The sequence below is a fragment of the Falsiroseomonas sp. E2-1-a20 genome, assembly GCF_051433195.1.
GTDB lineage: Bacteria > Pseudomonadota > Alphaproteobacteria > Acetobacterales > Acetobacteraceae > Falsiroseomonas.
In genome coordinates, this window is sequence record NZ_JBHMFT010000010.1 from 145,678 (window position 1) to 167,878 (window position 22,201).

The 22,201-nt window shown below is 71.5% G+C and carries 24 protein-coding genes and 1 pseudogene; 16 read left to right on the forward strand and 9 right to left on the reverse strand.

Going from position 1 to position 22,201, the window contains the following annotated elements:
- Positions 1 to 16 precede the first annotated feature (16 nt).
- Genes bchB through bchF form a run of 3 tightly spaced genes read right to left on the reverse strand, consistent with a single transcriptional unit; the run spans position 17 to position 3,455 of the window.
- A complete protein-coding gene (gene bchB / locus ACFHPP_RS14360; protein ID WP_437163931.1) occupies positions 17 to 1,603 on the reverse strand; it encodes a ferredoxin:protochlorophyllide reductase (ATP-dependent) subunit B in 1,587 nt (528 codons plus the stop codon).
- A 5-nt stretch (positions 1,604 to 1,608) separates the two neighbouring features.
- The gene (locus ACFHPP_RS14365; RefSeq protein WP_437163932.1) at positions 1,609 to 2,886 is read right to left on the reverse strand and encodes a ferredoxin:protochlorophyllide reductase (ATP-dependent) subunit N; all 1,278 of its coding nucleotides are present in this window, start codon (positions 2,884 to 2,886) and stop codon (positions 1,609 to 1,611) included.
- Entirely contained in the window at positions 2,883 to 3,455 is a 573-nt protein-coding gene (gene bchF / locus ACFHPP_RS14370) for a 2-vinyl bacteriochlorophyllide hydratase (RefSeq protein WP_437163933.1), read from the reverse strand. The genes ACFHPP_RS14365 and bchF overlap by 4 nt, the downstream gene beginning before the upstream one ends.
- A 267-nt stretch (positions 3,456 to 3,722) precedes the next feature.
- Between bchF and ACFHPP_RS14375 the strand changes: the two genes are divergently transcribed.
- The 14 genes and pseudogenes from ACFHPP_RS14375 to ACFHPP_RS14440 all read left to right on the forward strand — a co-directional run bounded on the left by ACFHPP_RS14375 (position 3,723) and on the right by ACFHPP_RS14440 (position 15,046).
- A complete protein-coding gene (locus ACFHPP_RS14375) occupies positions 3,723 to 4,694 on the forward strand; it encodes a cobalamin B12-binding domain-containing protein (RefSeq protein ID WP_437163934.1) in 972 nt (323 codons plus the stop codon).
- 80 nt (positions 4,695 to 4,774) lie between these two features.
- Positions 4,775 to 6,199 (forward strand): transcriptional regulator PpsR, encoded by a 1,425-nt coding sequence (ppsR, locus tag ACFHPP_RS14380; protein ID WP_437163935.1) that lies wholly within the window; start codon positions 4,775 to 4,777, stop codon positions 6,197 to 6,199.
- Positions 6,199 to 7,098 carry a chlorophyll synthase ChlG gene (chlG, locus tag ACFHPP_RS14385; RefSeq protein WP_437163936.1) on the forward strand — a complete coding sequence of 300 codons (900 nt, stop codon included), beginning with the start codon at positions 6,199 to 6,201 and terminating at the stop codon, positions 7,096 to 7,098. The genes ppsR and chlG overlap by 1 nt, the downstream gene beginning before the upstream one ends.
- Positions 7,095 to 8,426 (forward strand): BCD family MFS transporter, encoded by a 1,332-nt coding sequence (locus ACFHPP_RS14390; protein WP_437163937.1) that lies wholly within the window; start codon positions 7,095 to 7,097, stop codon positions 8,424 to 8,426. The genes chlG and ACFHPP_RS14390 overlap by 4 nt, the downstream gene beginning before the upstream one ends.
- On the forward strand, positions 8,423 to 9,649 hold the full coding sequence (locus ACFHPP_RS14395; RefSeq protein ID WP_437163938.1) for a geranylgeranyl diphosphate reductase: 1,227 nt from the start codon (positions 8,423 to 8,425) through the stop codon (positions 9,647 to 9,649). Before ACFHPP_RS14390 ends, ACFHPP_RS14395 begins: the two co-directional genes overlap by 4 nt.
- 2 nt (positions 9,650 to 9,651) lie before the next feature.
- On the forward strand, positions 9,652 to 10,695 hold the full coding sequence (gene hemC / locus ACFHPP_RS14400; protein ID WP_437163939.1) for a hydroxymethylbilane synthase: 1,044 nt from the start codon (positions 9,652 to 9,654) through the stop codon (positions 10,693 to 10,695).
- 83 nt (positions 10,696 to 10,778) lie between these two features.
- Positions 10,779 to 11,123, forward strand: a pseudogene (locus ACFHPP_RS14405) (nitroreductase family protein); the annotation flags it as partial.
- Between the two features lie 81 nt (positions 11,124 to 11,204).
- Positions 11,205 to 12,020 (forward strand): HesA/MoeB/ThiF family protein, encoded by an 816-nt coding sequence (locus tag ACFHPP_RS14410; RefSeq protein ID WP_437163974.1) that lies wholly within the window; start codon positions 11,205 to 11,207, stop codon positions 12,018 to 12,020.
- Positions 12,017 to 12,391: a hypothetical protein gene (locus tag ACFHPP_RS14415; RefSeq protein ID WP_437163940.1), complete on the forward strand. Its 375-nt coding sequence runs from the start codon at positions 12,017 to 12,019 to the stop codon at positions 12,389 to 12,391. The genes ACFHPP_RS14410 and ACFHPP_RS14415 overlap by 4 nt, the downstream gene beginning before the upstream one ends.
- A 41-nt stretch (positions 12,392 to 12,432) precedes the next feature.
- Positions 12,433 to 13,359 (forward strand): SH3 domain-containing protein, encoded by a 927-nt coding sequence (locus ACFHPP_RS14420; RefSeq protein WP_437163941.1) that lies wholly within the window; start codon positions 12,433 to 12,435, stop codon positions 13,357 to 13,359.
- Positions 13,360 to 13,368: 9 nt separating this feature from the next.
- Positions 13,369 to 13,668, forward strand: a complete 300-nt coding sequence (locus tag ACFHPP_RS14425) for a nitrile hydratase (protein ID WP_437163942.1) — start codon at positions 13,369 to 13,371, stop codon at positions 13,666 to 13,668.
- A complete protein-coding gene (locus tag ACFHPP_RS14430; protein WP_437163943.1) occupies positions 13,665 to 13,949 on the forward strand; it encodes an SH3-like domain-containing protein in 285 nt (94 codons plus the stop codon). The genes ACFHPP_RS14425 and ACFHPP_RS14430 overlap by 4 nt, the downstream gene beginning before the upstream one ends.
- Positions 13,949 to 14,533, forward strand: coding sequence for a nitrile hydratase subunit alpha (locus ACFHPP_RS14435; protein ID WP_437163944.1), 585 nt, complete (start codon positions 13,949 to 13,951; stop codon positions 14,531 to 14,533). The genes ACFHPP_RS14430 and ACFHPP_RS14435 overlap by 1 nt, the downstream gene beginning before the upstream one ends.
- A gap of 93 nt (positions 14,534 to 14,626) precedes the next feature.
- Complete coding sequence (locus ACFHPP_RS14440) at positions 14,627 to 15,046, forward strand: DoxX family protein (RefSeq protein ID WP_437163945.1); 420 nt, start codon at positions 14,627 to 14,629, stop codon at positions 15,044 to 15,046.
- Positions 15,047 to 15,069: 23 nt separating this feature from the next.
- Here the strand turns inward: ACFHPP_RS14440 and ACFHPP_RS14445 are convergent, their stop codons facing one another.
- The 4 genes from ACFHPP_RS14445 to ACFHPP_RS14460 are packed head-to-tail and all read right to left on the reverse strand — an operon-like array spanning position 15,070 to position 19,533.
- Entirely contained in the window at positions 15,070 to 16,521 is a 1,452-nt protein-coding gene (locus tag ACFHPP_RS14445; protein ID WP_437163946.1) for an AMP-binding protein, read from the reverse strand.
- Positions 16,518 to 17,792 (reverse strand): acyl-CoA dehydrogenase family protein, encoded by a 1,275-nt coding sequence (locus ACFHPP_RS14450; protein ID WP_437163947.1) that lies wholly within the window; start codon positions 17,790 to 17,792, stop codon positions 16,518 to 16,520. Before ACFHPP_RS14450 ends, ACFHPP_RS14445 begins: the two co-directional genes overlap by 4 nt.
- 5 nt (positions 17,793 to 17,797) lie before the next feature.
- Positions 17,798 to 18,499 carry an alpha/beta fold hydrolase gene (locus tag ACFHPP_RS14455; RefSeq protein WP_437163948.1) on the reverse strand — a complete coding sequence of 234 codons (702 nt, stop codon included), beginning with the start codon at positions 18,497 to 18,499 and terminating at the stop codon, positions 17,798 to 17,800.
- Positions 18,496 to 19,533: a 2,5-dihydroxypyridine 5,6-dioxygenase gene (locus ACFHPP_RS14460; protein ID WP_437163949.1), complete on the reverse strand. Its 1,038-nt coding sequence runs from the start codon at positions 19,531 to 19,533 to the stop codon at positions 18,496 to 18,498. Before ACFHPP_RS14460 ends, ACFHPP_RS14455 begins: the two co-directional genes overlap by 4 nt.
- A 50-nt stretch (positions 19,534 to 19,583) precedes the next feature.
- Between ACFHPP_RS14460 and ACFHPP_RS14465 the strand changes: the two genes are divergently transcribed.
- On the forward strand, positions 19,584 to 20,003 hold the full coding sequence (locus ACFHPP_RS14465) for a MarR family winged helix-turn-helix transcriptional regulator (RefSeq protein ID WP_437163950.1): 420 nt from the start codon (positions 19,584 to 19,586) through the stop codon (positions 20,001 to 20,003).
- A gap of 147 nt (positions 20,004 to 20,150) precedes the next feature.
- The gene (gene ltnD, locus ACFHPP_RS14470) at positions 20,151 to 21,047 is read left to right on the forward strand and encodes an L-threonate dehydrogenase (RefSeq protein ID WP_437163951.1); all 897 of its coding nucleotides are present in this window, start codon (positions 20,151 to 20,153) and stop codon (positions 21,045 to 21,047) included.
- Here ltnD and ACFHPP_RS14475 read toward each other — a convergent pair.
- Both ACFHPP_RS14475 and ACFHPP_RS14480 read right to left on the reverse strand, forming a co-directional pair.
- Positions 21,040 to 21,243, reverse strand: coding sequence for a hypothetical protein (locus tag ACFHPP_RS14475; RefSeq protein ID WP_437163952.1), 204 nt, complete (start codon positions 21,241 to 21,243; stop codon positions 21,040 to 21,042). The genes ltnD and ACFHPP_RS14475 overlap by 8 nt on opposite strands.
- 99 nt (positions 21,244 to 21,342) lie before the next feature.
- Entirely contained in the window at positions 21,343 to 22,191 is an 849-nt protein-coding gene (locus tag ACFHPP_RS14480; protein WP_437163953.1) for a metallophosphoesterase family protein, read from the reverse strand.
- Positions 22,192 to 22,201 lie beyond the last annotated feature (10 nt).

Genomic DNA, 22,201 nt, shown 5'->3' on the forward strand with positions numbered 1-22,201 from the left:
CGGCGAGAGGAATGCCTCACCGAGAAAAATGCGCCTTCGCGTCGTACAGGGTCTCGACCGTGATGGTGCCGATCCCCCGTTCCTGCGCGAAGCGTTCCGTGTTGCGCCGGGCCTTGCCGCGGACGAAGAAGGGAATCTTCTTCAGCTCCTTCTCGGCATCCAGGCCCCACGTCAAAATGAGGGCGCCCGCGGCGGAGTGGGGAGTCTCCGCCGCGGGCACGGGCATGGGCTGCGCGGCGGGCGCTGCCTCTCTGCCCGACTGTGGCGGCGCGGCGTGTCCCAGGTGGGACGCCTGCGCGCCGTCGTGAAACTCGAAATCCTCGCGGAACATCCCGAGCAGGTGTTCCTCCAGGCCCATCATCAGCGGATGGACCCAGGTGTCGAAGATCACGTTGGCGCCTTCGAGCCCCATCTGGGGCGAGAAGCGCGCCGGGAAATCCTGCACATGCACCGGCGCCGAGATCACCGCGCAGGGCACGCCGAGCCGCTTGGCCACATGGCGTTCCATCTGCGTGCCGAGCACGAGTTCCGGCTGCAGCGCCGCGATCTGCGCCTCGACCTCCAGGTAGTCGTCGGTGATCAGCGGCTCCACGCCATACAGCGCCGCGGCGGCACGCACCTCGCGGCCGAATTCCCGCGAATAGCTGCCGAGGCCGACGACGGTGAAGCCGAGTTCCTGGTGTGCCACGCGCGCCGCGGCGATGGCATGCGTCGCATCGCCGAAGATGAAGACGCGCTTGCCGGTCAGGTAGGTGCTGTCGACGGAGCGTGAATACCACGGCAGTCGCAGCGCGCCTTCGGATGTCGTCGCCGGTACGCCGGCCAGTTGCGCCACCTCACGCACGAAATCCCTTGTCGCGCCGACGCCGATCGGCACCACGGTGGTGCTCGGCTGTCCGAAGCTGCGCTTCAGCCAGGCCGCGGCCAGGCCGGCGGTCTCGGGATACAGCACCACGTTGAAATCAGCATCGCCCAGCGTGGCGAGGTCCGCCGGCGTCGCGCCCATCGGCGCGATGACATTGACCTCGATGCCGAGCGCGGACAGCAGCCGCTCCACTTCCGGCACGTCGTCGCGGTGGCGGAAGCCCAGGGCCGTCGGGCCGAGGATGTTGCAACGCGGTACCGCGCCCTTGGCCCGCACCGTGCCGGGCTTCGGCACATGCGGCCCGGCGCAGGCGCGGACGAGCTGGTAGAAGGTCTCAGCGGCGCCCCAGTTTTCCTTGCGCTGGTAGGCCGGCAGTTCCAGCGGCACCACCGGGATCGGCAGGCCGAGCGTCTTGGCCAGCCCACCCGGATCATCCTGGATCAGCTCCGCCGTGCAGCTCGCGCCGACCAGCATCGCCTGCGGCTTGAAGCGCTCATAGGCATCGAGCACCGATTCGCGGAACAGGTTGGCGGTGTCGCCGCCGAGGTCGCGGGCCTGGAAGGTGGTGTAGGTGACGGGCGGGCGCTTGCTGCGGCGCTCGATCATGGTGAACAGCAGGTCCGCGTAGGTATCGCCCTGCGGCGCGTGCAGCACGTAGTGCACGCCGTCCATCGCGGTGGCGACACGCATCGCGCCGATATGGGGGGGGCCTTCATAGGTCCAGAGCGCGAGCTGCATGGCGGCTACACCCTCAGCTTCGCGTGGCGCAGCAGCGGGCGCGCGAACAGCTCGGCGAGGTCCGCCGCCTGGTCGTAGCCCTGGATCGGCGTGAAGACGAGCTCGATCGCCCACTTCGTCGTCAGCCCCTCCGCCTCCAGCGGGTTCGCCAGGCCGAGGCCGCAGACCGTCAGGTCCGGCCGCAGGGCGCGGCAGCGGTCGAGCTGCCGGTCCACATGCTGGCCCTCGGACAGCATCGTGCCGGCCGGCAGCAGCGCCAGTTCCTCGGCCAGGTGCTGGCGGTGCAGGTAGGGCGTGCCGACCTCGGTCAGTTCCATGCCGAGTTCGCGCGACAGGAAGCGCGCCAGCGGAATTTCCAGCTGGCTGTCCGGGAAGAAGAAGATGCGCTTGCCGGCGAGCCGTTCGCGGATGCGCGACAGCGCCGCGGTGGCGCGGCTGGCGGCGCTGGCGGTGGCTTCCGCGATGCGCGCGGGCGGCGTGCCCCAGACCTCGGCGGCGGCGGTCAGCCACGCCGTGGTGCCCTCCACGCCCAGCGGGAAGGGGGCGGCGATGCGGGTGGCGCCACGGGCTTCCAGCGCGCGGGCGGTGTCGCCCAGGAAGGGCTGCGCCAGCAGGAAGCGCGTGCCCGGGCCGACCGGCGGCAATTCGGAAGCACGACGGGACGGCAGGAACCGGACCGGGCCGACGCCGAGGGCTGCGAAAAGTCGGAGGAATTGGTCCTCCACCACCTCGGCCAGCGCGCCGACCACCAGCAGGGACCGGGCGGCGCCGGGTTCCGCCGGCATCTCCGGCACCAGGGAGGCGAGGCAGGCATCCTCGCCCTGGGTGAAGGTCGTCTCGATGCCGCTGCCGCTGTAGTTCAGCACGCGAACCTGCGGCATGAAGCGGCCGGACAGGCGCTGCGCGGCGCGGGACAGGTCCAGCTTGATGACCTCGGACGGGCAGGAGCCCACCAGGAACAGCAGCTTGATGTCCGGGCGCCGTTCCAGCAGCCGCGTCACCACACGGTCGAGCTCGGCGTTGCAGTCGGCGAGGCCCGCGAGATCCCGCTCATCGATGATGGCGGTGGCGAAGCGCGGCTCCGCGAAGATCATCACGCCGGCGGCGGATTGCAGCAGATGGGCGCAGGTGCGGCTGCCGACAACCAGGAAGAAGGCATCCTGGATCTTGCGGTGCAGCCAGACGATTCCGGTCAGGCCGCAGAACACCTCGCGCTGGCCGCGCTCCCGCAGCACGGGCGCGTCGCCGCAGCCGGTCACGGGAAGGGCGGCCGCGGCGCTCATGCCGCCAGCCCGGTGTGGCTGCGGGCTTCATCCAGCCGGGCGGCGCGCAGCTTCAGCAGGAACTGCGCGGCGTTGACGACGTAGGCGGCGTAGGCGGCGAGCGCCAGCAGCATCTGCCCCTGGCCGTCGCCGAAGCCGGTCAGCACGGCGGCGAGGTAGGCGGTGTGCAGCGCCAGCACCAGCATGCTGAACACGTCCTCCCAGAAGAAGGCGGGGGCGAAGAGGTAGCGGCCGAACACCACCTTCTCCCAGACGCAACCGGTGACCATGATGGTGTAGAGCAGGCCCGTCTTCACCACGACGGAGGCGGTGGCCACCGCGAGTCCCTGCCCGGTCATCAGGAAGTTCAATACCAGGCCGAGGCTCACCAGGAAGACGGCGAACTGGATCGGTGCCAGCACGCCCTGCACCAGCGTCCAGGGCGTCGCATCCCGGCGGAGGCGTTCCTCGGGCGTATACAGGGGCCGCCGGCTGGCTGCCGCCTCGCGCCTGGCGCGGCCGGTGGTGGCGCCCCAAGGGGACGCGTCCAGGGCGTCAAGCAACCCGGACAGACCGTTCATTGTCAGCATGGCTTGACAATCCTCCTGCAAAGGCTGTCCGCTGCCCGATCAAGGCTGCCGTGGCACCTGGCAGACAGCCTGCGATGGGGGATACCGGGGAGAAAACCGCGCTCGTTGGCCGATTTGGCCGCGTCCCTGCGCATCACTTTCTCTCCCCACACCGTGCTTGTCAGGGAGGCTAGAGGCCGGACCTTCGTAGTGTCAAGCGCGATTGACGTAAATCGCGATTGACAGGCCGGGGCGTCAGGCATCAAGTAGAAGAACCGGAGAGGGGCGATGTCCGCGAAGCCAATGATGGCACTCAACCAGATGTCCGAGATGAGCCGTACGCCGGAGGCGGGTTCCTCCCCGCATGCCGGGCTGGGGCTCGACCAGGCAGCTGGTGGCGACCGGGCCGTGTCGCGCGCGCCGATCGGTGCGCCGCACGGAGTCAACGCCGGCAGGCCGCGCCCTGCCAATGCGGAACGGCGCCGCGTGGCGCTGCTGGCCCGCACCCTGGAGACGGAGGTCATCCCCCGCCTCATCCTGTCGCGGCGCGAGGCGAATGCGCCGGCCTACATCGACAGCCCCGGCGGCAGCCTGCCGCAGGCGGAGGATGTCTCCGTGGTCTCGGGCCTTGCCATGCAGGGCGACCTGGCCGGGGCGCTGGCCTATGTCGGTGGGCTGACGGCGCGCGGCATGCCGCTCGACTGCATCTACCTGCATCTGCTGGCGCCGGTGGCGCGGCATCTCGGCGACCTGTGGGAACAGGATCGCTGCGATTTCACGGCGGTCACCATCGGCCTGTGCTGCCTGCAGCAGGTGGTGCTGGAGAACAGCCCCTCCTTCCGCCCGCGACTCGGCCGCGCCGATGTGGACCGCCGCGTGCTGCTGGCCCCGGTGCCGGGGGAACAGCACAGCTTCGGCCTGCTGATGGTGGGCGAATTCTTCCGGCGCCAGGGCTGGGAGGTTTCCAGCGGCTCCGGGACGACGGTGAAGGAACTCGCCGCCGTGGTGCGGCGGCAGTGGTTCGCCGCGGTCGGCTTCTCGCTGGCCTGCGAGGATCGGCTGGAGGTTCTGGCGGGCGCCATCCGGGAAATCCGGCGGGCGTCGCGCAATCCGCAGGTCGGGGTGCTCGTCGGCGGACGGGTGTTCAACGAGCGGCCGGAGCTGGCGGCCCTGGTCGGTGCGGATGCGACGGCGGCAGATGGTCAACAGGCGGCGCTGAAGGCGGAAACGCTGCTGGCCCTGCTGATGCGCGAGGCCTGAGGTCGTTCGAATGACTACGACGTGACGTGCAGGAGGACAGGCTGGGGAGGGGACCCTTGGGATGAAGGACGCAATGCTTCGTGAAACCGTTCGCCACTCCCAGGACGTCGCTCGGCCCGCTCGATGCGGATGCCATGGCAGGCCTGCTCGCCGCCGCAGCGGATATCGCGCTCGTGCTTGACGAGGCCGGCATCATTCGCGACCTGGCCTTCAGCAACGAGGAGCTGTTCCGCGAATTCGACGGCCAGGACAGTTGGCTGGGCCGGGCCTGGAGCGACACCGTGGCGAAGGACAGCCGCTCGAAGGTCGAGGCGATGCTGGCCACGCGGCCGGCCCCCGATTCGGTGCGCTGGCGCCATGTGAACCAGCTTTCGGCGCGCGGCGCCTCCATTCCCCTGCTGTGCTCGGTGGCCCCGGTGGGCCAGGCGGGGCGGCACGTGGTGTTCGGGCGCGACCTGCGGCCCTTGTCGCAGCTGCAGCAGCGCATGGTCGAGGTGCAGCAATCCATGGAGCGGGATTACTCGCGCCTGCGCCAGGCCGAGACGCGCTACCGCCTGCTGTTCCAGATGTCGATGGACCCGGTGCTGATCCTGGAAGCGGAACAGCAGCGCGTGATCGAGGCGAATCCCGCCGCGCAGCGCCTGTTCGGCCGCAACGCGAAGCGCATGCCCGGCCGAACCCTGAACGAGGTGTTCGAGCCGGAGGACCGCGCCGCGGTGCAGGCGCTGCTGGCCAACGTCCGCAGCGCCGGGCGCGCGGATGATGTCTCCGCACGACTGGCCGATGGCGGCGAATCCGTTGTCGTCTCCGCCTCCACCTTCCGGCAGGAAGGCGGGCTGCTGTTCCTGGTGCGGCTGTCGGTGGCCCATCAGGGCGGCGATGCGATCCTGCTGCCGGATGCACAGTCTAAGCTGCTGAAGGTGGTGGAGGCGGCGCCGGACGGCTTCGTGGTCACTGATGCGACCGCCCATGTGCTGACCGCCAACGCCGCCTTCCTCGACATGGCGCAGCTCAACACCGAACAGCAGGCGCGGGGCGAGACGCTGGACCGCTGGATCGGGCGGCAGGGTGTCGAACTCGATGTGCTGATGTCCAACCTGCGGACGCGCGGCGCGGTCCGGCTGTACACCACCGTGCTGCGGGGCGAGCTGGGCGCGCAGGCGGAGGTCGAGATCTCCGCGGTGTCCGTGATGAATGGCGGCGCCTCCTGCTTCGGCTTCCAGATCCGCGACATCGGCCCGCGCACCCGCCCACCCGCCCGTGCCGCGGAAGGTGCGACGCGCAGCGTGGAGCAGTTGACGGAGCTGATCGGCCGCGTGCCGCTGAAGGACCTGGTGCGCGAGGCGACGGATGCAATCGAGCGCCTGTGCATCGAGGCGGCGCTTGAGCTGACCGGCGACAACCGCGCCTCGGCCGCCGAGATGCTCGGCCTGTCGCGGCAGAGCCTGTATGTGAAGCTGCGGCGCTACGGCCTCGGCGACCTCGACGAACAGCAGGCGCCGTGATGGACGGTCCCGCCACCTTCACGGCAAGCGCCACGCCCCGCCTGCAACCGGCGGCGGTGCTGGAACTGCTGAAGCCGGTCACCTGGTTTCCGCCGATGTGGGCCTTCGCCTGCGGCGTCGCGGCCTCCGGCGTCAACGTGCTGGACAACGCGCCGCTGATCGCGCTCGGCATCCTGCTGACCGGGCCGATGGTCTGCGGCATGAGCCAGGCGGTGAACGACTGGTACGACCGGCATGTGGATGCGATCAACGAGCCGAACCGGCCGATTCCGTCGGGTCGCATTCCCGGGCGCTGGGGTTTGTATGTTGCCATCGCCTGGACGCTGGTGTCCCTGGCGATCGGTGCCGGGCTGGGCGCCTGGGGCTTCGCCGCGACGGTGCTGGCGGTGGTGATGGCCTGGATCTATTCCGCGCCGCCGCTGCGCCTCAAGCAGAATGGCTGGTGGGGCAACCTGGCCTGCGGCCTGTCCTACGAGACGCTGCCCTGGATCACCGCCGTCGCCGTGCTGTCCGCCGGCGCGCCGGATGGGCGCGTGGTGCTGGTGGCCGTGCTGTATGGCCTCGGCGCGCATGGCATCATGACGCTGAACGACTTCAAGTCGATCGAGGGCGACACGCGTTTCGGCCTGCGGTCCCTGCCCGTCATCCTCGGCGCGCCGCGTGCCGCGCGCGTCGCCTGCGTCTTCATGGCGGTGCCGCAGGCGGTGGTGGTGGCGCTGCTGGCGACCTGGGGTGCGCCTATCGCGGCGCTGCTGGTGGCGGCAGCCCTGCTGGCGCAGCTTGCCTTGATGCGGAAGCTGCTGCGCGATCCGCGCGGCCTGGCGCCCTGGTACAACGGCACCGGGATCACGCTGTATGTCTCCGGCATGATGGCGTCCGCCGTGGCGCTCGCACCATGAACAGCACTTTGCCGCCGCTGGGCTGGCTTGGCATCGTCCGGCTCGGGCTGGTGCAGACCGCACTTGGCGCGGTGGTGGTGCTGACCACGGCGGCGCTGAACCGCGTGATGGTGGTGGAACACGCGCTGCCGGCGACTCTGCCGGGCGTTCTGGTGGCGCTGCACTACGCGGTGCAGATGCTGCGGCCGCGGCTTGGCCATGGGTCGGACCAGGGCGGGCGGCGCACGCCATGGATCATCGGCGGCATGGCCGTGCTGGGGCTGGGTGGCGTGCTGGCGGCGGTGGCGACGGCCTGGATGGCGTCCTCGCTGATCTCCGGCATGGCACTCGCGGTCGTGGCCTTCCTGCTGGTCGGCGGCGGCGTCGGTGCGGCCGGCACGTCCCTGCTGGTGCTGCTGGCGGCGCGGGTCGCGCCGGCGCGGCGGCCGGCGGCGGCCTCGCTGGTCTGGATCATGATGATCGCAGGCTTCGTGCTGACCACGGCCGTCGCCGGCCGGCTGCTGGACCCTTATTCCGGGCCGCGCCTGGTCGCGGTCTCCGCCGGCGTGTCCGTGCTCGCCTTCCTGCTGGCGCTGGTCGCGGTGGTCGGCATCGAGGGTGCGCCCCAAAAGGCCGCACCGGCCGAGCGGACGCCCTTCCTGCCGGCACTGCGCGAAGTGTGGGCGGAGCCCGTCGCGCGTCACTTCACCATCTTCGTCTTCGTCTCGATGCTGGCCTACAGCGCGCAGGACCTGATCCTGGAGCCTTTCGCCGGCACCGTCTTCGGCATGACGCTGGGCGAAACCACCCGGTTGTCCTCCGTGCAGCATGGCGGCGTGCTGGCGGGCATGATCCTGATCGCCATCGTCGGCACGCTGACCGGCGGCCGCGTCGCGGTGCTGCGCGGCTGGATCATCGGGGGCTGCCTGTCCGCCGCGGCGCTGCTGGCGGCGCTGGCCGGGGCCAGCATCGCCGGCACCGGCTTCCCGCTGGCAGAAAGCTTCTTCGTGCTGGGCCTGGCCAACGGCGCCTTCGCCGCGGCGGCCATCGCCTCGATGATGCAACTGGTCAGCCAGGGGCGCGAAGGCCGGCAGGGCGTGCGGATGGGGATGTTCGGCGCGGCGCAGGCGATTGCCTTCGGCGCGGGCGGATTGGCCGGCACGGTGGTGCTGGATCTCGGGCGGCTGCTCAGCGGCAGCGCCCAGGGTGGCTATGTCACGGTATTCCTGGCCGATGCGGGGCTGTTCCTCGCCGCGGCCGTGCTGGCGCTGCGCATCGGGCGCGGCTCAGCGAATGAACGACGCGGCACCGGTAACGTCCGGTTGCTGATGGGGAGGCAGGAAGCATGAGCTTCGACGAATTCGACGTCGTGGTGGTGGGCGGCGGTCCGGCCGGCGCCACCGCAGCGCACGACCTGGCGCGGCAGGGCCGCAGCGTGATGCTCCTGGACAAGGCCGGGCGCATCAAGCCCTGCGGCGGCGCCATCCCGCCCCGCCTGATCCGCGACTTCGAGATCCCGAACCACATGATCGTGGCGCGCGTCAACGCGGCACGCATGATCGCGCCGTCGGATGCCGAGGTCGATATGCCGATCGATGGCGGCTATGTCGGCATGGTCGACCGCGACGGCTTCGACGAATTTCTACGAGTTCGCGCCGCGGAGTCGGGCGCCGAGCGCCGGACCGGCAGCTTCGAGCGCATCGAGCATGACGCGGATGGCGTCGCCGTCGTCGCCTACACGCCGAAGGGCGCCACGGAGGAAATCCGGGTGCGCGCCCGCTGCATCATCGGCGCCGATGGCGCGCGCAGCCAGGTCGCCAAGCAATCGGTGAAGGGCGCGGACAAGATCCCCTGCGTCTTCGCCTACCACGAGATCGTCGAGGCGCCGACGACGGAAGCGCCCAAATACGATGCGACGCGCTGCGACGTGTTCTACCAGGGCAAGCTCTCGCCGGATTTCTACGCCTGGATCTTCCCGCATGGCGACAAGGTCTCCATCGGCACCGGCTCCGCGCATAAGGGCTTCTCGCTGCGCAACTCGGTCAGCGACCTGCGCGCCAGCACCGGGCTCGACAAGGTCAGGACGATCCGCCGCGAAGGCGCGCCGATTCCGCTGAAGCCGCTGAAGCGCTGGGACAACGGCCGTGACGTGGTGCTGGCCGGCGATGCCGCCGGCGTCGTCGCGCCGTCCTCCGGCGAAGGCATCTACTACGCCATGCTGTGCGGCCGGCTCGCCGCCGATGCCGCCGCCGAGTTCTGCGCGACCGGCCGCGCCAGCGCGCTGGCCACGGCGCGCAAGCGCTTCATGAAGGCGCATGGCCGCGTCTTCCTGATCCTCGGGATCATGCAGTATTTCTGGTATTCCTCCGACAAGCGCCGCGAGAAGTTCGTCGCGATCTGTCGGGACAAGGACGTGCAGCGCCTGACCTGGGAGGCGTACATGAACAAGGAACTCGTGAAGCGCGACCCGGTGGCCCACGTGAAGATCTTCTTCAAGGATCTCGCGCATCTTGTCGGCCTCGCCGGCCCGCGCGTGGCCCCGACCACCTCGCCCTCGCGTGGAGACGCCTGACCATGTTGCTGTCGAACCAGGACTCCACCGCCGCCGAGGCGATGCGCCAGCGCGGTGCCATCCATGGCCGCTCGCCGCAGCACCGGCAATCCTCGCGCACCCTGCCGCTGCGCGTCGGCACGCGTGGCTCCCCGCTGGCGCTGTGGCAGACGCGGCACTTCCTCAGCCTCATCACGGAGGTCTGCCCGCTGCTGCGGCAGGTGAAAGCCTTCGAGGAATGCGTCATCGCCACCACCGGCGACCAGATCCAGGACAAGCGGCTGGCCGATATCGGCGGCAAGGGCCTGTTCGCGAAGGAGATCCACGAGGCGCTGCTCGATGGCCGCGTGGATTTCGCCGTGCACAGCATGAAGGACCTGGAGACCGAGCTGCCGGCCGGCATCGTGCTGGCCTGCGCCCTGAAGCGGGAGGACAGCCGGGACGCCATCGTGCTCGGCCCGACCTGCGAAGGCGCCGCCTCGGAAGACCCCTATGCCTGCCTGCCGAAGGGCGCCCTGGTCGGCACCGCGTCCATCCGCCGGCAGAGCCAGCTGCTGCATGCGCGGCCGGACCTGCAGGTGGAGATCATCCGCGGCAACGTGCAGATGCGCCTCGCCAAGGTGCGCGCCTCCGGCGGGCCGGAAGCCTCGCTGCTCGCCATCGCCGGGTTGCGGCGGATGGAGATGGCGCATGAGGCCGCGGTGGTCATCGACCCGGAAGTGATGGTGCCGGCCGCCTGCCAGGGCATCGTCGGCGTCACCGTGCGCGCGGACGACCACGAGCTGCGCGAACTGCTCTCCGCGATCGAGGATCGCGATGCCGCCTGCGTCAGCGCCGCCGAGCGCGCCCTGCTGGGTTCGCTGGATGGCTCCTGCCGCACGCCGATCGGCGGGCATGCGCAGTTCCTGGCGGACGGATCGCTGCAACTGACCGGGCTGGTGGCCCGCGCCGACGGCTCCTTCCTGCTGAAGCGCAAGCTGTGGGGCGCGCGCGCCGATGCGGCGGCAATGGGCCGCGAACTGGGCGACAGCCTGCGCAAGGACAGCCCGGCCGACATCTTCGGCTGAACCTGGTGGTGGGGGCCGCGCGCCCCCGCCAACCCCTGCTGGCTGACCTTGCACTTGCGAGTGATTCGCATATCTAGGCAGCCATGCCCGAAGCTCCCCTCCCGCTTTCCCCCGCGGTCGCCGCCCTGCTCGGCCGCGCCTCCGTCCCGCCGCGCCTTCTGCACGACCCGGGTCCCGGCGCGCAGGCACTGTCGCTCGCCGTCGCGGCGGCCCTGCGGGCCCCGGACCATGGCGGGCTGAAGCCCTGGCGCTTCGTCTGCATCGAGGGTGAGGCCCGCGCGCGCCTGGGCGACCTGCTGGCCGAACGCCTGCTGGCGCGGGCGCCGGAAACGCCGGAGGCGCGGCTGGACCTGGAACGGGCAAAACCCCTGCGCGCCCCCCTGCTGGTCGCCGCCGGCGCGGCGCTGCGGCACGACCGCCCCAAGATTCCCGTCTGGGAACAGGAAGCCACCGCCGCCCGCACGGAGCCTGCCTTGCGGCCACCACCCCGCCGCGCCCATATCGGCGGCATGGACCTGGACTTCACTGAAGCGGAACTCCGCCGCTACTCCCGCCACATCCTGCTGGAGGAAGTCGGCGCCGTTGGCCAGGCGAAGCTGCGGGCCGCGCGGGTGCTGCTGGTGGGCGCCGGCGGGCTCGGCTCGCCGCTGGCGCTGTACCTGGCGGCGGCGGGGGTGGGCACGCTCGGCATCATCGACGACGACCGGCTGGAGTTGTCCAACCTGCAACGCCAGGTCGCCCACGTCACCGCCCGCATCGGCCGCAACAAGGCGGACAGCGCCGCGGAGGCCATCGCCGCGTTGAACCCGGAGACGCGCGTGGAAATCCATGCCCGTCGCCTGGATGCCGGCTGGGCCTGGGACAACATCGGCAACTACGACCTGGTCTGCGACGGCACGGATAACTTCGCCACGCGCTTCCTGCTCGGCGATGCCTGCCACCTGCTCGGCCGGCCGCTGGTCTCCGCCGCCGTGCTGCGCTTCGAGGGCCAGCTTTCGGTGTTCCGCAGCCATGACGGCGCCCGCTTCCCCTGCCACCGCTGCCTGCACCCCGAACCGCCGCCGGAGGGCCTGGTGCCGACCTGTTCGGAAGCCGGGGTGCTCGGCGCCGTCACCGGCGTGATGGGCACCTTGCAGGCGACGGAGGCGCTGAAACTCATCCTCGGGATCGGCGAGGGCCTCGCCGGACGCCTGCTGCTGTGGGACGCGCTGGACATGCGGTTCCGCACCGTCACCCTGAAGCGCGACCCGGCCTGCCGCCTGTGTGGCCCGGGGGCCGACATCCACGACCTGTCCGCCCACGCCGCGCCGGCCTGCGCGGTGTGAGCGCGCCGCTCGGCATCCTGCTGCTGTCCGGCGCGCACGACCGCACGCACTACGCCCTGGTGCTGGCCACCGGCGCCGCCGCGATCGGGCGGGATGTCGTACTATTCGCCAGCAATGCCGGCTGCCGGCTGTTCCTCGCCGATCCGCCCCTGCTGTCCGATGCGCGGGAGGCGCTGCTGGCTGAGCGCGGCGTCGCCACGCTGGCGACCCTGCTGGAGGCCGCGGCCGAACTCGGCATCCGCCGCATCGCCTGCGAGGCCGGGCTGCGCGCGGAGGACATTGAACCCGGCTCGCTGGCGCAGGGCGTCGAGGTAGCCGGAATCGTGACGTTCCTGGCCGCGGTGGGCGAGGGCCAGATCGCGACGCTATAGCACGCTTGACCCGACACGGGTGGATGGGGGAGGGATCGGGTATGTCGCTCGCCCGTCCCGCCCCGCTTGCCCTGATCCTGCTCGCCCTGGGTGCCGGAGAGGCACGCCCGCAATCCAGCCTGGCGCCGACGCCCGGCAGCCTGGCGCCGCCACGGGCCGCCGCGCCCATGCCCAACCCCGCCGGCGCGCCACGCCTGGTCCCGGCGGAACAGCCGCGCAACCTGGCCGCGCCGCCGGCCCGGCCCGCAGCGCCGCAGTCCCAGCAGGCCCCGGCGCAGCCGTTCCGGGCGCCGCAGGTGCAGGCCCCTGCCCGCCCGGCGGCCACCCCGGCGCGGCCGCCCACCACCCCGGCACGGCCCCGCGCCACCCCGCCCACCGTCGGCGGCACCACGCCACCCGCCAATCGCCGGCCAGCGGCGGCCGCTGCCGCCACCGGCGCTGCCGCCGCCGCGGCGGCCGCCGCAACTGCCGCGGCCGCCCGCCCGCCCGCGCCTGCCCTGCCGGCGACGCCCGCCGCGCCCACCATCGGCCCGGCCACCGGCCTGCCGCTGCCGCGTTTCGCCGCGCTGCGCTCGGACGAGGTGAACATGCGGGTCGGACCCTCCACCAGCTACCCGATCGAGTGGACCTTCCAGCGCCGCGACCTGCCGGTGCAGATCGTCGGCGAGTTCCAGCTCTGGCGCCGCATCCGCGACGCCGAGGGGGCGGAGGGCTGGGTGCATTCCTCGACGCTCGCCGGCCGCCGCACCGTGCTGGTCCGCCCTCCCTCCGCCACGCCGGAGGCGACGCTGCGCCGGCGGGCGGAGGAGGGTGCCGCCGCCGTCGCCCGCATCCGCCCCGGCGTCATCGCCCGCATCCGCGAATGCGAGGCCGACGCCCCCTGGTGCGAGGTGCAGGTTTCCGGCCATCGTGGCTATCTGCGCCGCGCCGAGATCTGGGGCGTGGGCGCCACCGAGGAAATCAAATAGGCTTTTGCCATGCCCGACGAAGCACCCCCACCCGCGACGCACGACATCGGCGGCGCCCCGCGCTTCCGCTGCACGCCGGTCGAGCCGGATGACGAGGCGCCGCCGGATGCCTTCGGCAAGCGCGTCGACGCGCTGCGCCAGCTGCTCGCCCAGCGCGGCCTGATGTCGGTGGATGAACTGCGGCGGGGCATCGAGGCGCTGCCGGAGGCCGAGTACCACGCGCTTGGCTACTACGAACGCTGGCTGCGCTCGATCTCCGGCCTGATGGCGGAGAAGGGCGTGGTGGCACCGGAGGATCTGCACCCATGACAGCCTTCGCCCCCGGCACGCCCATCCGCGTGAAGGCGGATTTCCCCGAGCTCCGCGGTCCCTGCCATATCCGCACGCCGCACTATCTGCGCGGGCGGCAGGGCGTGGTGGAAAAGCCGCTCGGCTCCTACCGCAACCCGGAAGACCTGGCCTTCGCCCGGCCGGCCGCCACCATCCCGCTGTACCATGTGCGCTTCGACCAGCCGGCGCTGTGGAACGAGGGCCAGGCCGGCGACACCGTGCTGGTGGAGTTGTACGAACACTGGCTGGAGCCCGTGTGATGGCGCACGCCCCCTCCGCCGACAGCGTCGCGCTGCTGGAGCGTTTCACCGCCGCGCTCGCCGCGAAAGGCATCGTCTCGGAGTCCGAGATCGCCGCCCAGATCGAGCGCACGGACCGTGCCGACCCCCGCATCGGCGCCGGCATGGTCGCCCGCGCCTGGACCGACCCGGACTACCGCGCCCTGCTGCTGCGCGATGGCGCCCAGGCGGCGGAGGCGATGGGCGTCTCCATGGCCGGCGCCCCGCCGCTCGGCGTGCTGGAGGACCGGGAGGGGCTGCACCACCTGGTGGTTTGCACCCTGTGTTCCTGCTACCCGCGCGCCGTGCTCGGCTACCCGCCGCACTGGTACAAATCCGCCGCCTACCGCGCCCGCGCCATCCGCGACCCGCGCGGCGTGCTGGCCGAATGGGGCACCGCCCTGCCGGAGGGGACGGAGGTGCGGGTGGTGGACAGCACCGCGGATTACCGCTGGATGGTGCTGCCGACCCGGCCCGCCGGCACCGAGGGCTGGGACGCCGAGCGCCTCGCCGCGCTGGTGTCGCGTGACGTGCTGGTCGGCACCAGGCTTCCCATCGCCGGATAGTTCACGGCTCCGCGACCTCACGTTGCCGTGAGGTCGCCGTCTGCGTTGCAAGCCCAGATCACGGGCATTCCGCTCGTGTCAGGGATTTTGCGCATGGCGATCGACGTGACCACGACCTCCCCCCTCCCCACCACCTGGGCGCCGCGGCTGCTCTCCGTCCTTCGGATCGTGGCGGCGCTGATCTTCATGGCGCATGGCACCCAGAAGCTGCTCGGCTTCCCCGTGGCCGATGGTGCCGGCGGAGGGCCGGAGGCCTTCACGCTGAGCTGGTTTGCCGGGGTGATCGAGCTGGTGACCGGCTTCCTGATGCTGATCGGCCTGTTCACCCGCCCGGCCGCCTTCCTGGCCTCCGGCACCATGGCCTTCGCCTATTGGCTGGCGCATGCGCCGCGCGATTTCTTCCCGGTGCTGAACGGCGGCGACGCGGCGATCCTGTACTGCTTCGTCTTTCTCTACATCGCCGCCGCCGGCCCCGGCCCGTGGAGCATCGACGCAACGCGTCGCGCGGCCTGACCTGAAAGGCCTCGCCCCCTGCTTCAGGGAGTTCGACGCGCTGCGTTGAAGGTTGGGTGAGGGGGCCGCGCCAGCGTCGCCACCATCTCCCGCAGCCGCGCCACCTCCACCTTGCCGAGCGCCGTACGCGGCAGCGCGGGCAGGGTGACCACGGCGCGGGGGATCTTGAAGCGGGCGATCTGCCCCTCGAAATGCGCCAGCACCCGCGCGGCATCGAAGCCCGGGCCGGGCACCACCACGGCCACCGGCACCTCCCCCCAGCGCGGATCGGGGCGGCCGATAACGGCGCCTTCCGCCACGCCCGGGGCGGTCCGCAGCAGGCGCTCGACCTCGGCCGGGTAGATGTTCTCCCCGCCCGAGATGATCACGTGCTTCAGGCGATCCGTGAACCACCAACGACCCTCCGGGTCGATGCGGCCGACATCGCCGGTGGCGAACCAGCCCTCCGCATCCAGCGCCGGCACATCGGGCCAATAGGCCCGCAGCGTGGCCGGGCCGCGCACCAGGATCTCGCCTTCCGCGCCGCCGCCGGCGATGCGCGCCTCAGCATGCAGTGCCGGGCGGCCGAGCGAGCCAGGCGCGGCCCAGGCCTCCGCCCGGTCCTGGATGATGGCGATGGGACAGGTCTCGGTGGCGCCATAGACCTGCTGCACGGGAATGCCGCGCGCATGGAAGGCCTCGATCAGCGGGAGCGGCACGTCGGAGGAGCCGGCGCCGATGGCGCGCAGGCTGGACAGGTCGGCGCCGGCCCAGCGCGGATGCGCAACCAGCGCCTGCATCACCGCGGGCACCAGCAGGGTCAGGGTCGGGCGGTCGCGGGCGAGGCTGTCGAAGACGGCATCCGGGTCGAAGCGCGGGTGCAGGATGATCTCGGCACCGGCCTGCAGGGCGGGCGTGGTCTGGATGTTCAGGCCGCCGACATGGAACAGCGGCAGCACCGTCAGCACGCGATCCTCCGGCGTAATGGCGAAGGCGTGGCGCGCGCTCAGCGCATTGGCGTGCAGCGCCGCCTGGTCCAGCACCGCGCCCTTCGGCCGGCCGGTGGTGCCGCTGGTGTAGACCAGCAGGATCGGCGCCCCGTCACCCCCCGCATCGGGCGGCGATGCGTCGTCGTGCAGCGTCGTGGCGTCCAACGCCGCGGCCTCCACCGCGCGTGCGGCCGAAAGCATGTCCGGCGTCGCCAGCAGCAGCCTTGTGCCGGCATCCTCCAGGATGAAGCGCCACTCCGGCGCGGCGAGCCGCCAGTTCAGCGGTACCTGCATGGCGCCCAGCCGCGCGCAGGCGAACAGCAGCGCGATCTGCGCCGGATGGTTCTGGCCGAGGAAGCCGACACGATCGCCCGCGCGCACGCCGCGCGCCCACATCGCCGCCGCCATCGCCCGCGCCCGCGCATCCAGCGCGCCGTAGGTGATCGCCGCGCCCTCGAAACGCAGCGCGAGGCTTGCCGGCGGATGCGCGGACAGCCAGTGCTTCACGGTGCCTCGTCCGTCTCGCCCTTCTCGTACAGCGCATCGCGGCCGATGCGGTCGATGCAGAGTTCCGCCGTCCAGGGCAGCATCAGTGCGCCGCAGCGGCTATCGCGGAAAATGCGTTCCAGCGGCAAGGATTTCAGCATCGCCTGGCCGCCGCAGGTGCGGATGGCGAGGCTGGCGATGGCCTGGGCGTTCTCCATCACCGTGTGCTGCGCGGCCAGCGCGCGCAGCATCTGGTCCTTGCTCGGATCGGGCCCGGCCTCGGTGATAGCCTGGAACCACAGTGCCTTGGTCTGCTCCAGCATCACGCGCATCTGCGCCACCGCGATCTGCTTGGTCGGGTACATGCGACGCTTCACCGGCGGCGTGCCTGGCTGTTCGCCGCGCAGGTAGCGGATGCAGAAGTCGTAGGCCGCCTGGGCGAGGCCCATGTAGGTCGGCGACAGCGTCAGGAACATGTGCGGCCAGCGCATCGCCGCCTGGAAATACAGGCCCGGCGGCATCAGCGCCGCATCCTCCGGCACGAACACATCCTGGAAGATCAGGGTGCGGGAGACGGTGCCGCGCATGCCGAGCGGGTCCCACTCCCCGTTCACGGAAACACCCGGCGCATCGGCCGGCACGCCGAGATACAGCGTGTTCCTCCGCGATGGCTTCTCGCCCTCGCGCATCTCCGTGCAGAGGATGCCGTAGGTGTCGGCATGGCCGGCCAGGCTCGCGAAGATCTTCTTGCCGTTCACGAGGAAGCCGCCCTCGACGCGCTTCGCCGTGGTGCCGAAGGCCGCCGCGCCCGCCGCCGCAGCGCCGCCTTCCGAGAAGGGCTGCGAGAAGATCCTGCCGTCACGCAGGATCGTGTCGTAGTGCAGCCGCCGCCGCCGCCGGTGTTCGGCGCGCGTCGCCTCATCCATCTCCAGATCTTCGGTGAGCGCACCGGTCCACAGCGTGCTGCACACATGCATGTTCCAGGTCAGCGCCGTCGCACCGCAGTAGCGACCGAGTTCGGCCGCCGTCAGGCAGTACGCACGAAAATCCGCGCCGAGCCCGCCTTCCTCCGCCGGGATGCAGATGCCGAGCAGCCCCTCGGCGTGCATGTCGCGGTAGTTGTCGCTGGGAAAGGTCGCCTCCCGGTCCCAGCCCGCCGCGCGCGGCGCCAGCACGCGCGCGCCGAAGCTGCGCGCCTTCGCGGTGAGGTCCGCCTCGAACGGCGTCAGCCGGAACGCCTTGGCGTCGAAGATCGGCGCGTCGGCGGCCAGTGTCGGAGGCAGCGCGTCCATCGGCATCACTCCGCGAGGAAGGGCAGCAGCGCGGCCCGAAATTCGTCCGGTGCTTCCAGGTGGATCAGGTGGCCGGCGCCCGGGATCACCACGATCCGTGCGCCCGGGATCGTCTCCGCCATGCGCTGCATGGTCTTCAGCGGCGCAGCCTGGTCGCGCTCGCCGGCGATCAGCAGCGTCGGCACGGCGATGCGGGCCTGGTCGCCGCGGCGGTCGAAGGTGGTGAGGCAGCGCAGCGTGTCGCGATACACCTCCGCCGGAATCGCACGCATCGCCTCCAGCGCCCGCGGCATCGCATCCGGCGGCGCATCGGCGGGCAGCATGCCGTCCAGCAGTTCCGGTGCGGCATCCTGCATGCTGCGCCCCTCCAGCGGCCCGAGCCGCGCCGCCAGGAACTGCTCGGCGAAGGACGGGTCGCGCCCGCCGAAGGCCGGCGTCGTGCCGACCAGCACCAGCCGCGCCACGCGGTCCGGGAAGCGCGCCACGAATTCCTGCGCCAGCATGCCGCCCATCGAATGGCCGACCAGCGTAGCGCTTTCGATGCCTTGCGCATCCAGCTCCGCCAGCAGCGCCTCCGCCAATGCGGGAAACGTCATCCTTGGCAGTGGCGCGGTCCCGCAGAAACCCGGCATCGGCCAGTCCAGCGCCCCCGGCACCATGTCGCCCCAGGAAGGTCCGCCGATGCCGTGCAACAGGACAACGCTCATGCAACCAGCCTCCCCTCGATGACCACGGGCACGTCGTCCAGCGTGATGGTGCAGCCGAAGACGGGCAGGTCGAAATGCCCCTCCGTGAAGCGTCCGGCGAATTCATTGGCGCCGGTCGAGAACAGGAAGTTCCCGGCCGCCGCGCGCAGCTCGGTGCCGTTCAGGTCGCGGCGGTCATGGAACAGCAGCGCCTCCCGCCGCGCCCGCGGATTCATCCCCCAGCCGACATGGCTGACGGCGTAGGCGCCCTTGTCGCCCCAGGCGGCCAGATGCTCCCGCATCAGGATGGCGTCGAGGCCCTCGCCTTCCACCGCCACCACGTGGTCGTCGCGCAGCGCAAGCCGCACCGGCGTTTCGACATAGCGCTTGAAGGTCAGGTTCGCGTCGCCCGGCGCCAGCACCAGCGTGCCGTTCACGCTGCCCGCGGCGGGAAAGGACACCACCACGCCGCCCGGCCAATGGGCGATGGTGCCGGGCCGATCCGTGAAACCCCAGACGCCGGCGCTCGTCGCCCCCGCCATCTCCACCGCCAGGTCGGTGCCCGCCGCGCTGGTCACGCGCATCCGACGCGCGGCACGCAGGCGCTTCACCGCGGCCTTCACCGGCGCGGCATCCTCCGGGCGCGGCACCAGGCGTTCCAGGATGTCCGGGTGCTCGTCGCTGACCATCAGCACGCGCGCGCCGCTCGCCAGGATCGGCTTCAGCTCCGGCGCGTGCAGCAGCCCCTCGCAGGTCAGGTCGATCACGAGCGAGGACGCACCCAGCGCCGCCAGCACCGAGGGATGCCCGGCCAGCGCCCGCGACGCGCCGGTGGAGCGCACCGGCACCGGCGCCGCCTGCCGCGGGGTCGGCACCTCCAGCCGGAACGGCCGGCAGCCGAGCCGATGTGCGGCCAGTTCCGCCAGGTCGATGTTCAGCCGCCGCGACTGGCTTTCGGACAGCAGGCAGACCGCCTCCCCCGGCTGCGCGGCACAAAGCCGCAGCACGGCCTCGAAGGCCTCGATCCACTGCGGCTCGATCCGGTCATCACGCATGCCAAAAGCCTAGCGCTGGCACCCACACATGAAAAGTCATATGTTCAGCCATGGCCGCGCCGCCGCCTTTCGTCGAGGATTACCTTCTGGCCCTGCTGGCGCGCGCCTCGCACGCCGCCTCGGCGGCTTTCCACGCGCGGCTGAAGTCGCGCGGCGTTGCGGTTCCCGCCTGGCGCGTCCTCGCCAGCCTGTCGGGTCAGCCGAGGCCGGTGGGGGAGTTGGCCAGAATCTGCCTGATGCAGCAGCCCACCATGTCCAAGCTGCTGGACCGCATGGCGGCAGACGGCCTGGTGCGCCGCGCCCGCACCGGCCGCGAGACCCGCATCGCCCTGACCGACCAGGGCCAGGCGCTGTCCGACGAACTGATCTCGGAGGCCCGCGCGCATGAGGCCGCGCTGCTGGCCCGCCATGCGGCCACGGCGCCCGCGCTCAAGGCATTGCTGCGGGACTTGATCCCGACCCCGCCATAGCCACCTGCGGCCGATGCCCCCGATGTCCACCCTGTCCCGCATCGTCATCATCCTGCTGGTGGTCTCCGCCCTGGTGCAGATCCTGATGCTCGTCTTGCGCTGAACCGCCCATCCGGCCAGCGTGGCGGGACGGTGGAGGATGCAACGATGCGCGTGGCGGTGATCGGCCTTGGGGCCATGGGCATGGGGGCGGCGCTGTCCTGCCTGCGCGCGGGGCTGGCGACCGCCGGCTGCGATTTCTCCGACAAGGCGCGCGCGGATTTCACCACGGCCGGCGGCCAGGCCTTCGCCAGCGCCGCCGAATTGCCGCAGGGCACGGAGGCGGTGCAGATCCTGGTGGTGAACGCGGCGCAGACCGAGGCCGCGCTGTTCGGCCCGCAGGGCTGCGCGCCGCGGCTCGCGCCCGGCGCCGTCATCATCGCCTCCGCCACCATGGGCCCGGACGATGCGCGGCGGCTGGCGGCGCGGGCGGAGGAAGCGGGCTTCCGCTACCTCGATGCCCCCGTCTCCGGCGGCGCCGCGAAGGCGGCGTCGGGCGAGATGACCGTCATGGCCTCCGGCAGCGCCGCCGCCTTCGCCAAGGCGAAGCCGGTGCTGGACGCGGTCGCCACCAAGGTGTGGGAATTGGGCGAGGCGCCCGGCATCGGCGCCACCGTCAAGGTGGTGCACCAGCTTCTGGCCGGGGTGCACATCGCCGTGGCGGCGGAGGCGATGGCGCTCGGCATCCGCGCCGGCGCGGACCCGCAGAAGCTGTATGACGTGGTGACCAGCGCCGCCGGCAATTCCTGGATGTTCGAGAACCGCATGGCGCGCGTCCTGACGGGCGACGATGCCCCGCGCAGCGCGGTGGACATCTTCGTCAAGGACCTCGGCCTGGTGACGCAGATGGCGCGTGGGCTGGACCATCCGGTGCCGCTGGCCAGCCAGGCGCAGCAGCTGTTCACCGCGGCCAGCGCCATGGGCCATGGCCGCGCGGATGATGGCTTCGTCATCCGTGTGTGGCAGGCACTGACCGGCATCAAGCTGCCCGGCGATGTCAGCTGAGGGCGGTGATCACGACCGCGATCAGGATGAACAGCGCCATCAGCATGCCGCCGGCCCGCACCAGTTCGCCGGCCTTCTCCCGGTCCACCAGCGGCCCCGCCTTCGGGCGCGGCGCCGCCTGGACGTCAGGCTCCGGCGCGCGATAGGGGTCGTGCAGCCCCAGGAATTCGGATCGCGGCTGCCGGTCTTGCGACATGATTCTTTCGCGGATGTAACCATGCGGGTCTACGCCGCCATCGCCCCGCGAAAAAGACACCGCAGGTTGCGTGAAACCGTGCGAAATACATCTGCGGGTTCAGTCCTGCCGCGGATAGCTCTCCGCCCGCACCTCCTCCAGGTACGGCGCCCGCAGGCCGGCCGGGGCCACCAGCTCGGTCTCCACATGGTCCGCATGCAGCGTGTGCCGCAGGAAGCCGCCGATGCGGTCGCCATCCGGCACCCCCGGCTGGATCTCCGGCTCGCAGACGAAGGAGGCCGGCGGGCACCAGGCGAAGACCACCTCGCCCCGCCGTTCCATGCGGTGCATGTGCAAATGGCCGGAGGCCACAAGCCGCAAGGCCGGATGCGCCAGCAGCGGCGCCAGGGCGAAGCGGCCCTCCGGCGGCACGGACCAGTAGTCGAAGGGGTCGTCCATGCCGCCGATGAAGGCGGGCTTGTGCAGGAAGGCAGCGATGCGACGCCGGCCAAGACCCTCCAGCGCCTGCGCCAGCCAGGCCGCCTGGGCGGCTTCCTCGGCCATTCCGGTGCCCATGATCTCGGTGTTCAGGCCGAGAAGGCGCCAGGCCTCGCCGCCCGGGCCATCGAGGTCCAGCACGAAGCGGTCCGGCCCGAATTCCGCCGCCCAGCGCGCCATGCGGGCGGCGTCCACCGGCTGCGTCGGCATGCTGCGGATGTCGCTGCCGACATCGTGGTTGCCCGGCAGCACCAGCAGCGGCACCGCGCCGGCCATGCGGCGCAGCGCCGCGGCAGCGAAGGACAGGTCCGCGTCACGGTCGGCGCCATCCAGGGATACGTCGCCGCTGGCCACCAGCGCCTGCGGCGGCGCCGCATGCAGCACGGCCTCGATCCGGGCCATGTTGGCCTGGAACACGGTGGTGCGTGGGCCGAGGTGCGAGTCGGAAATCTGCGCGACGATCAGCGGCATGCGGAATCCT

Excerpts from the sequence above, each read along its gene's own strand:
- bchB (WP_437163931.1), bottom strand. The coding sequence starts at position 1,603 with ATGCAGCTCGCGCTCTGGACCTATGAAGGCCCCCCCCATATCGGCGCG.
- ACFHPP_RS14365 (WP_437163932.1), bottom strand. The coding sequence starts at position 2,886 with ATGAGCGCCGCGGCCGCCCTTCCCGTGACCGGCTGCGGCGACGCGCCC.
- bchF (WP_437163933.1), bottom strand. The coding sequence starts at position 3,455 with ATGCTGACAATGAACGGTCTGTCCGGGTTGCTTGACGCCCTGGACGCG.
- ACFHPP_RS14375 (WP_437163934.1), top strand. The coding sequence starts at position 3,723 with ATGTCCGCGAAGCCAATGATGGCACTCAACCAGATGTCCGAGATGAGC.
- chlG (WP_437163936.1), top strand. The coding sequence starts at position 6,199 with ATGGACGGTCCCGCCACCTTCACGGCAAGCGCCACGCCCCGCCTGCAA.
- ACFHPP_RS14390 (WP_437163937.1), top strand. The coding sequence starts at position 7,095 with ATGAACAGCACTTTGCCGCCGCTGGGCTGGCTTGGCATCGTCCGGCTC.
- ACFHPP_RS14395 (WP_437163938.1), top strand. The coding sequence starts at position 8,423 with ATGAGCTTCGACGAATTCGACGTCGTGGTGGTGGGCGGCGGTCCGGCC.
- hemC (WP_437163939.1), top strand. The coding sequence starts at position 9,652 with ATGTTGCTGTCGAACCAGGACTCCACCGCCGCCGAGGCGATGCGCCAG.
- ACFHPP_RS14410 (WP_437163974.1), top strand. The coding sequence starts at position 11,205 with ATGGACCTGGACTTCACTGAAGCGGAACTCCGCCGCTACTCCCGCCAC.
- ACFHPP_RS14420 (WP_437163941.1), top strand. The coding sequence starts at position 12,433 with ATGTCGCTCGCCCGTCCCGCCCCGCTTGCCCTGATCCTGCTCGCCCTG.
- ACFHPP_RS14425 (WP_437163942.1), top strand. The coding sequence starts at position 13,369 with ATGCCCGACGAAGCACCCCCACCCGCGACGCACGACATCGGCGGCGCC.
- ACFHPP_RS14430 (WP_437163943.1), top strand. The coding sequence starts at position 13,665 with ATGACAGCCTTCGCCCCCGGCACGCCCATCCGCGTGAAGGCGGATTTC.
- ACFHPP_RS14435 (WP_437163944.1), top strand. The coding sequence starts at position 13,949 with ATGGCGCACGCCCCCTCCGCCGACAGCGTCGCGCTGCTGGAGCGTTTC.
- ACFHPP_RS14440 (WP_437163945.1), top strand. The coding sequence starts at position 14,627 with ATGGCGATCGACGTGACCACGACCTCCCCCCTCCCCACCACCTGGGCG.
- ACFHPP_RS14450 (WP_437163947.1), bottom strand. The coding sequence starts at position 17,792 with ATGGACGCGCTGCCTCCGACACTGGCCGCCGACGCGCCGATCTTCGAC.
- ACFHPP_RS14455 (WP_437163948.1), bottom strand. The coding sequence starts at position 18,499 with ATGAGCGTTGTCCTGTTGCACGGCATCGGCGGACCTTCCTGGGGCGAC.
- ACFHPP_RS14460 (WP_437163949.1), bottom strand. The coding sequence starts at position 19,533 with ATGCGTGATGACCGGATCGAGCCGCAGTGGATCGAGGCCTTCGAGGCC.
- ACFHPP_RS14465 (WP_437163950.1), top strand. The coding sequence starts at position 19,584 with ATGGCCGCGCCGCCGCCTTTCGTCGAGGATTACCTTCTGGCCCTGCTG.
- ltnD (WP_437163951.1), top strand. The coding sequence starts at position 20,151 with ATGCGCGTGGCGGTGATCGGCCTTGGGGCCATGGGCATGGGGGCGGCG.
- ACFHPP_RS14475 (WP_437163952.1), bottom strand. The coding sequence starts at position 21,243 with ATGTCGCAAGACCGGCAGCCGCGATCCGAATTCCTGGGGCTGCACGAC.
- ACFHPP_RS14480 (WP_437163953.1), bottom strand. The coding sequence starts at position 22,191 with ATGCCGCTGATCGTCGCGCAGATTTCCGACTCGCACCTCGGCCCACGC.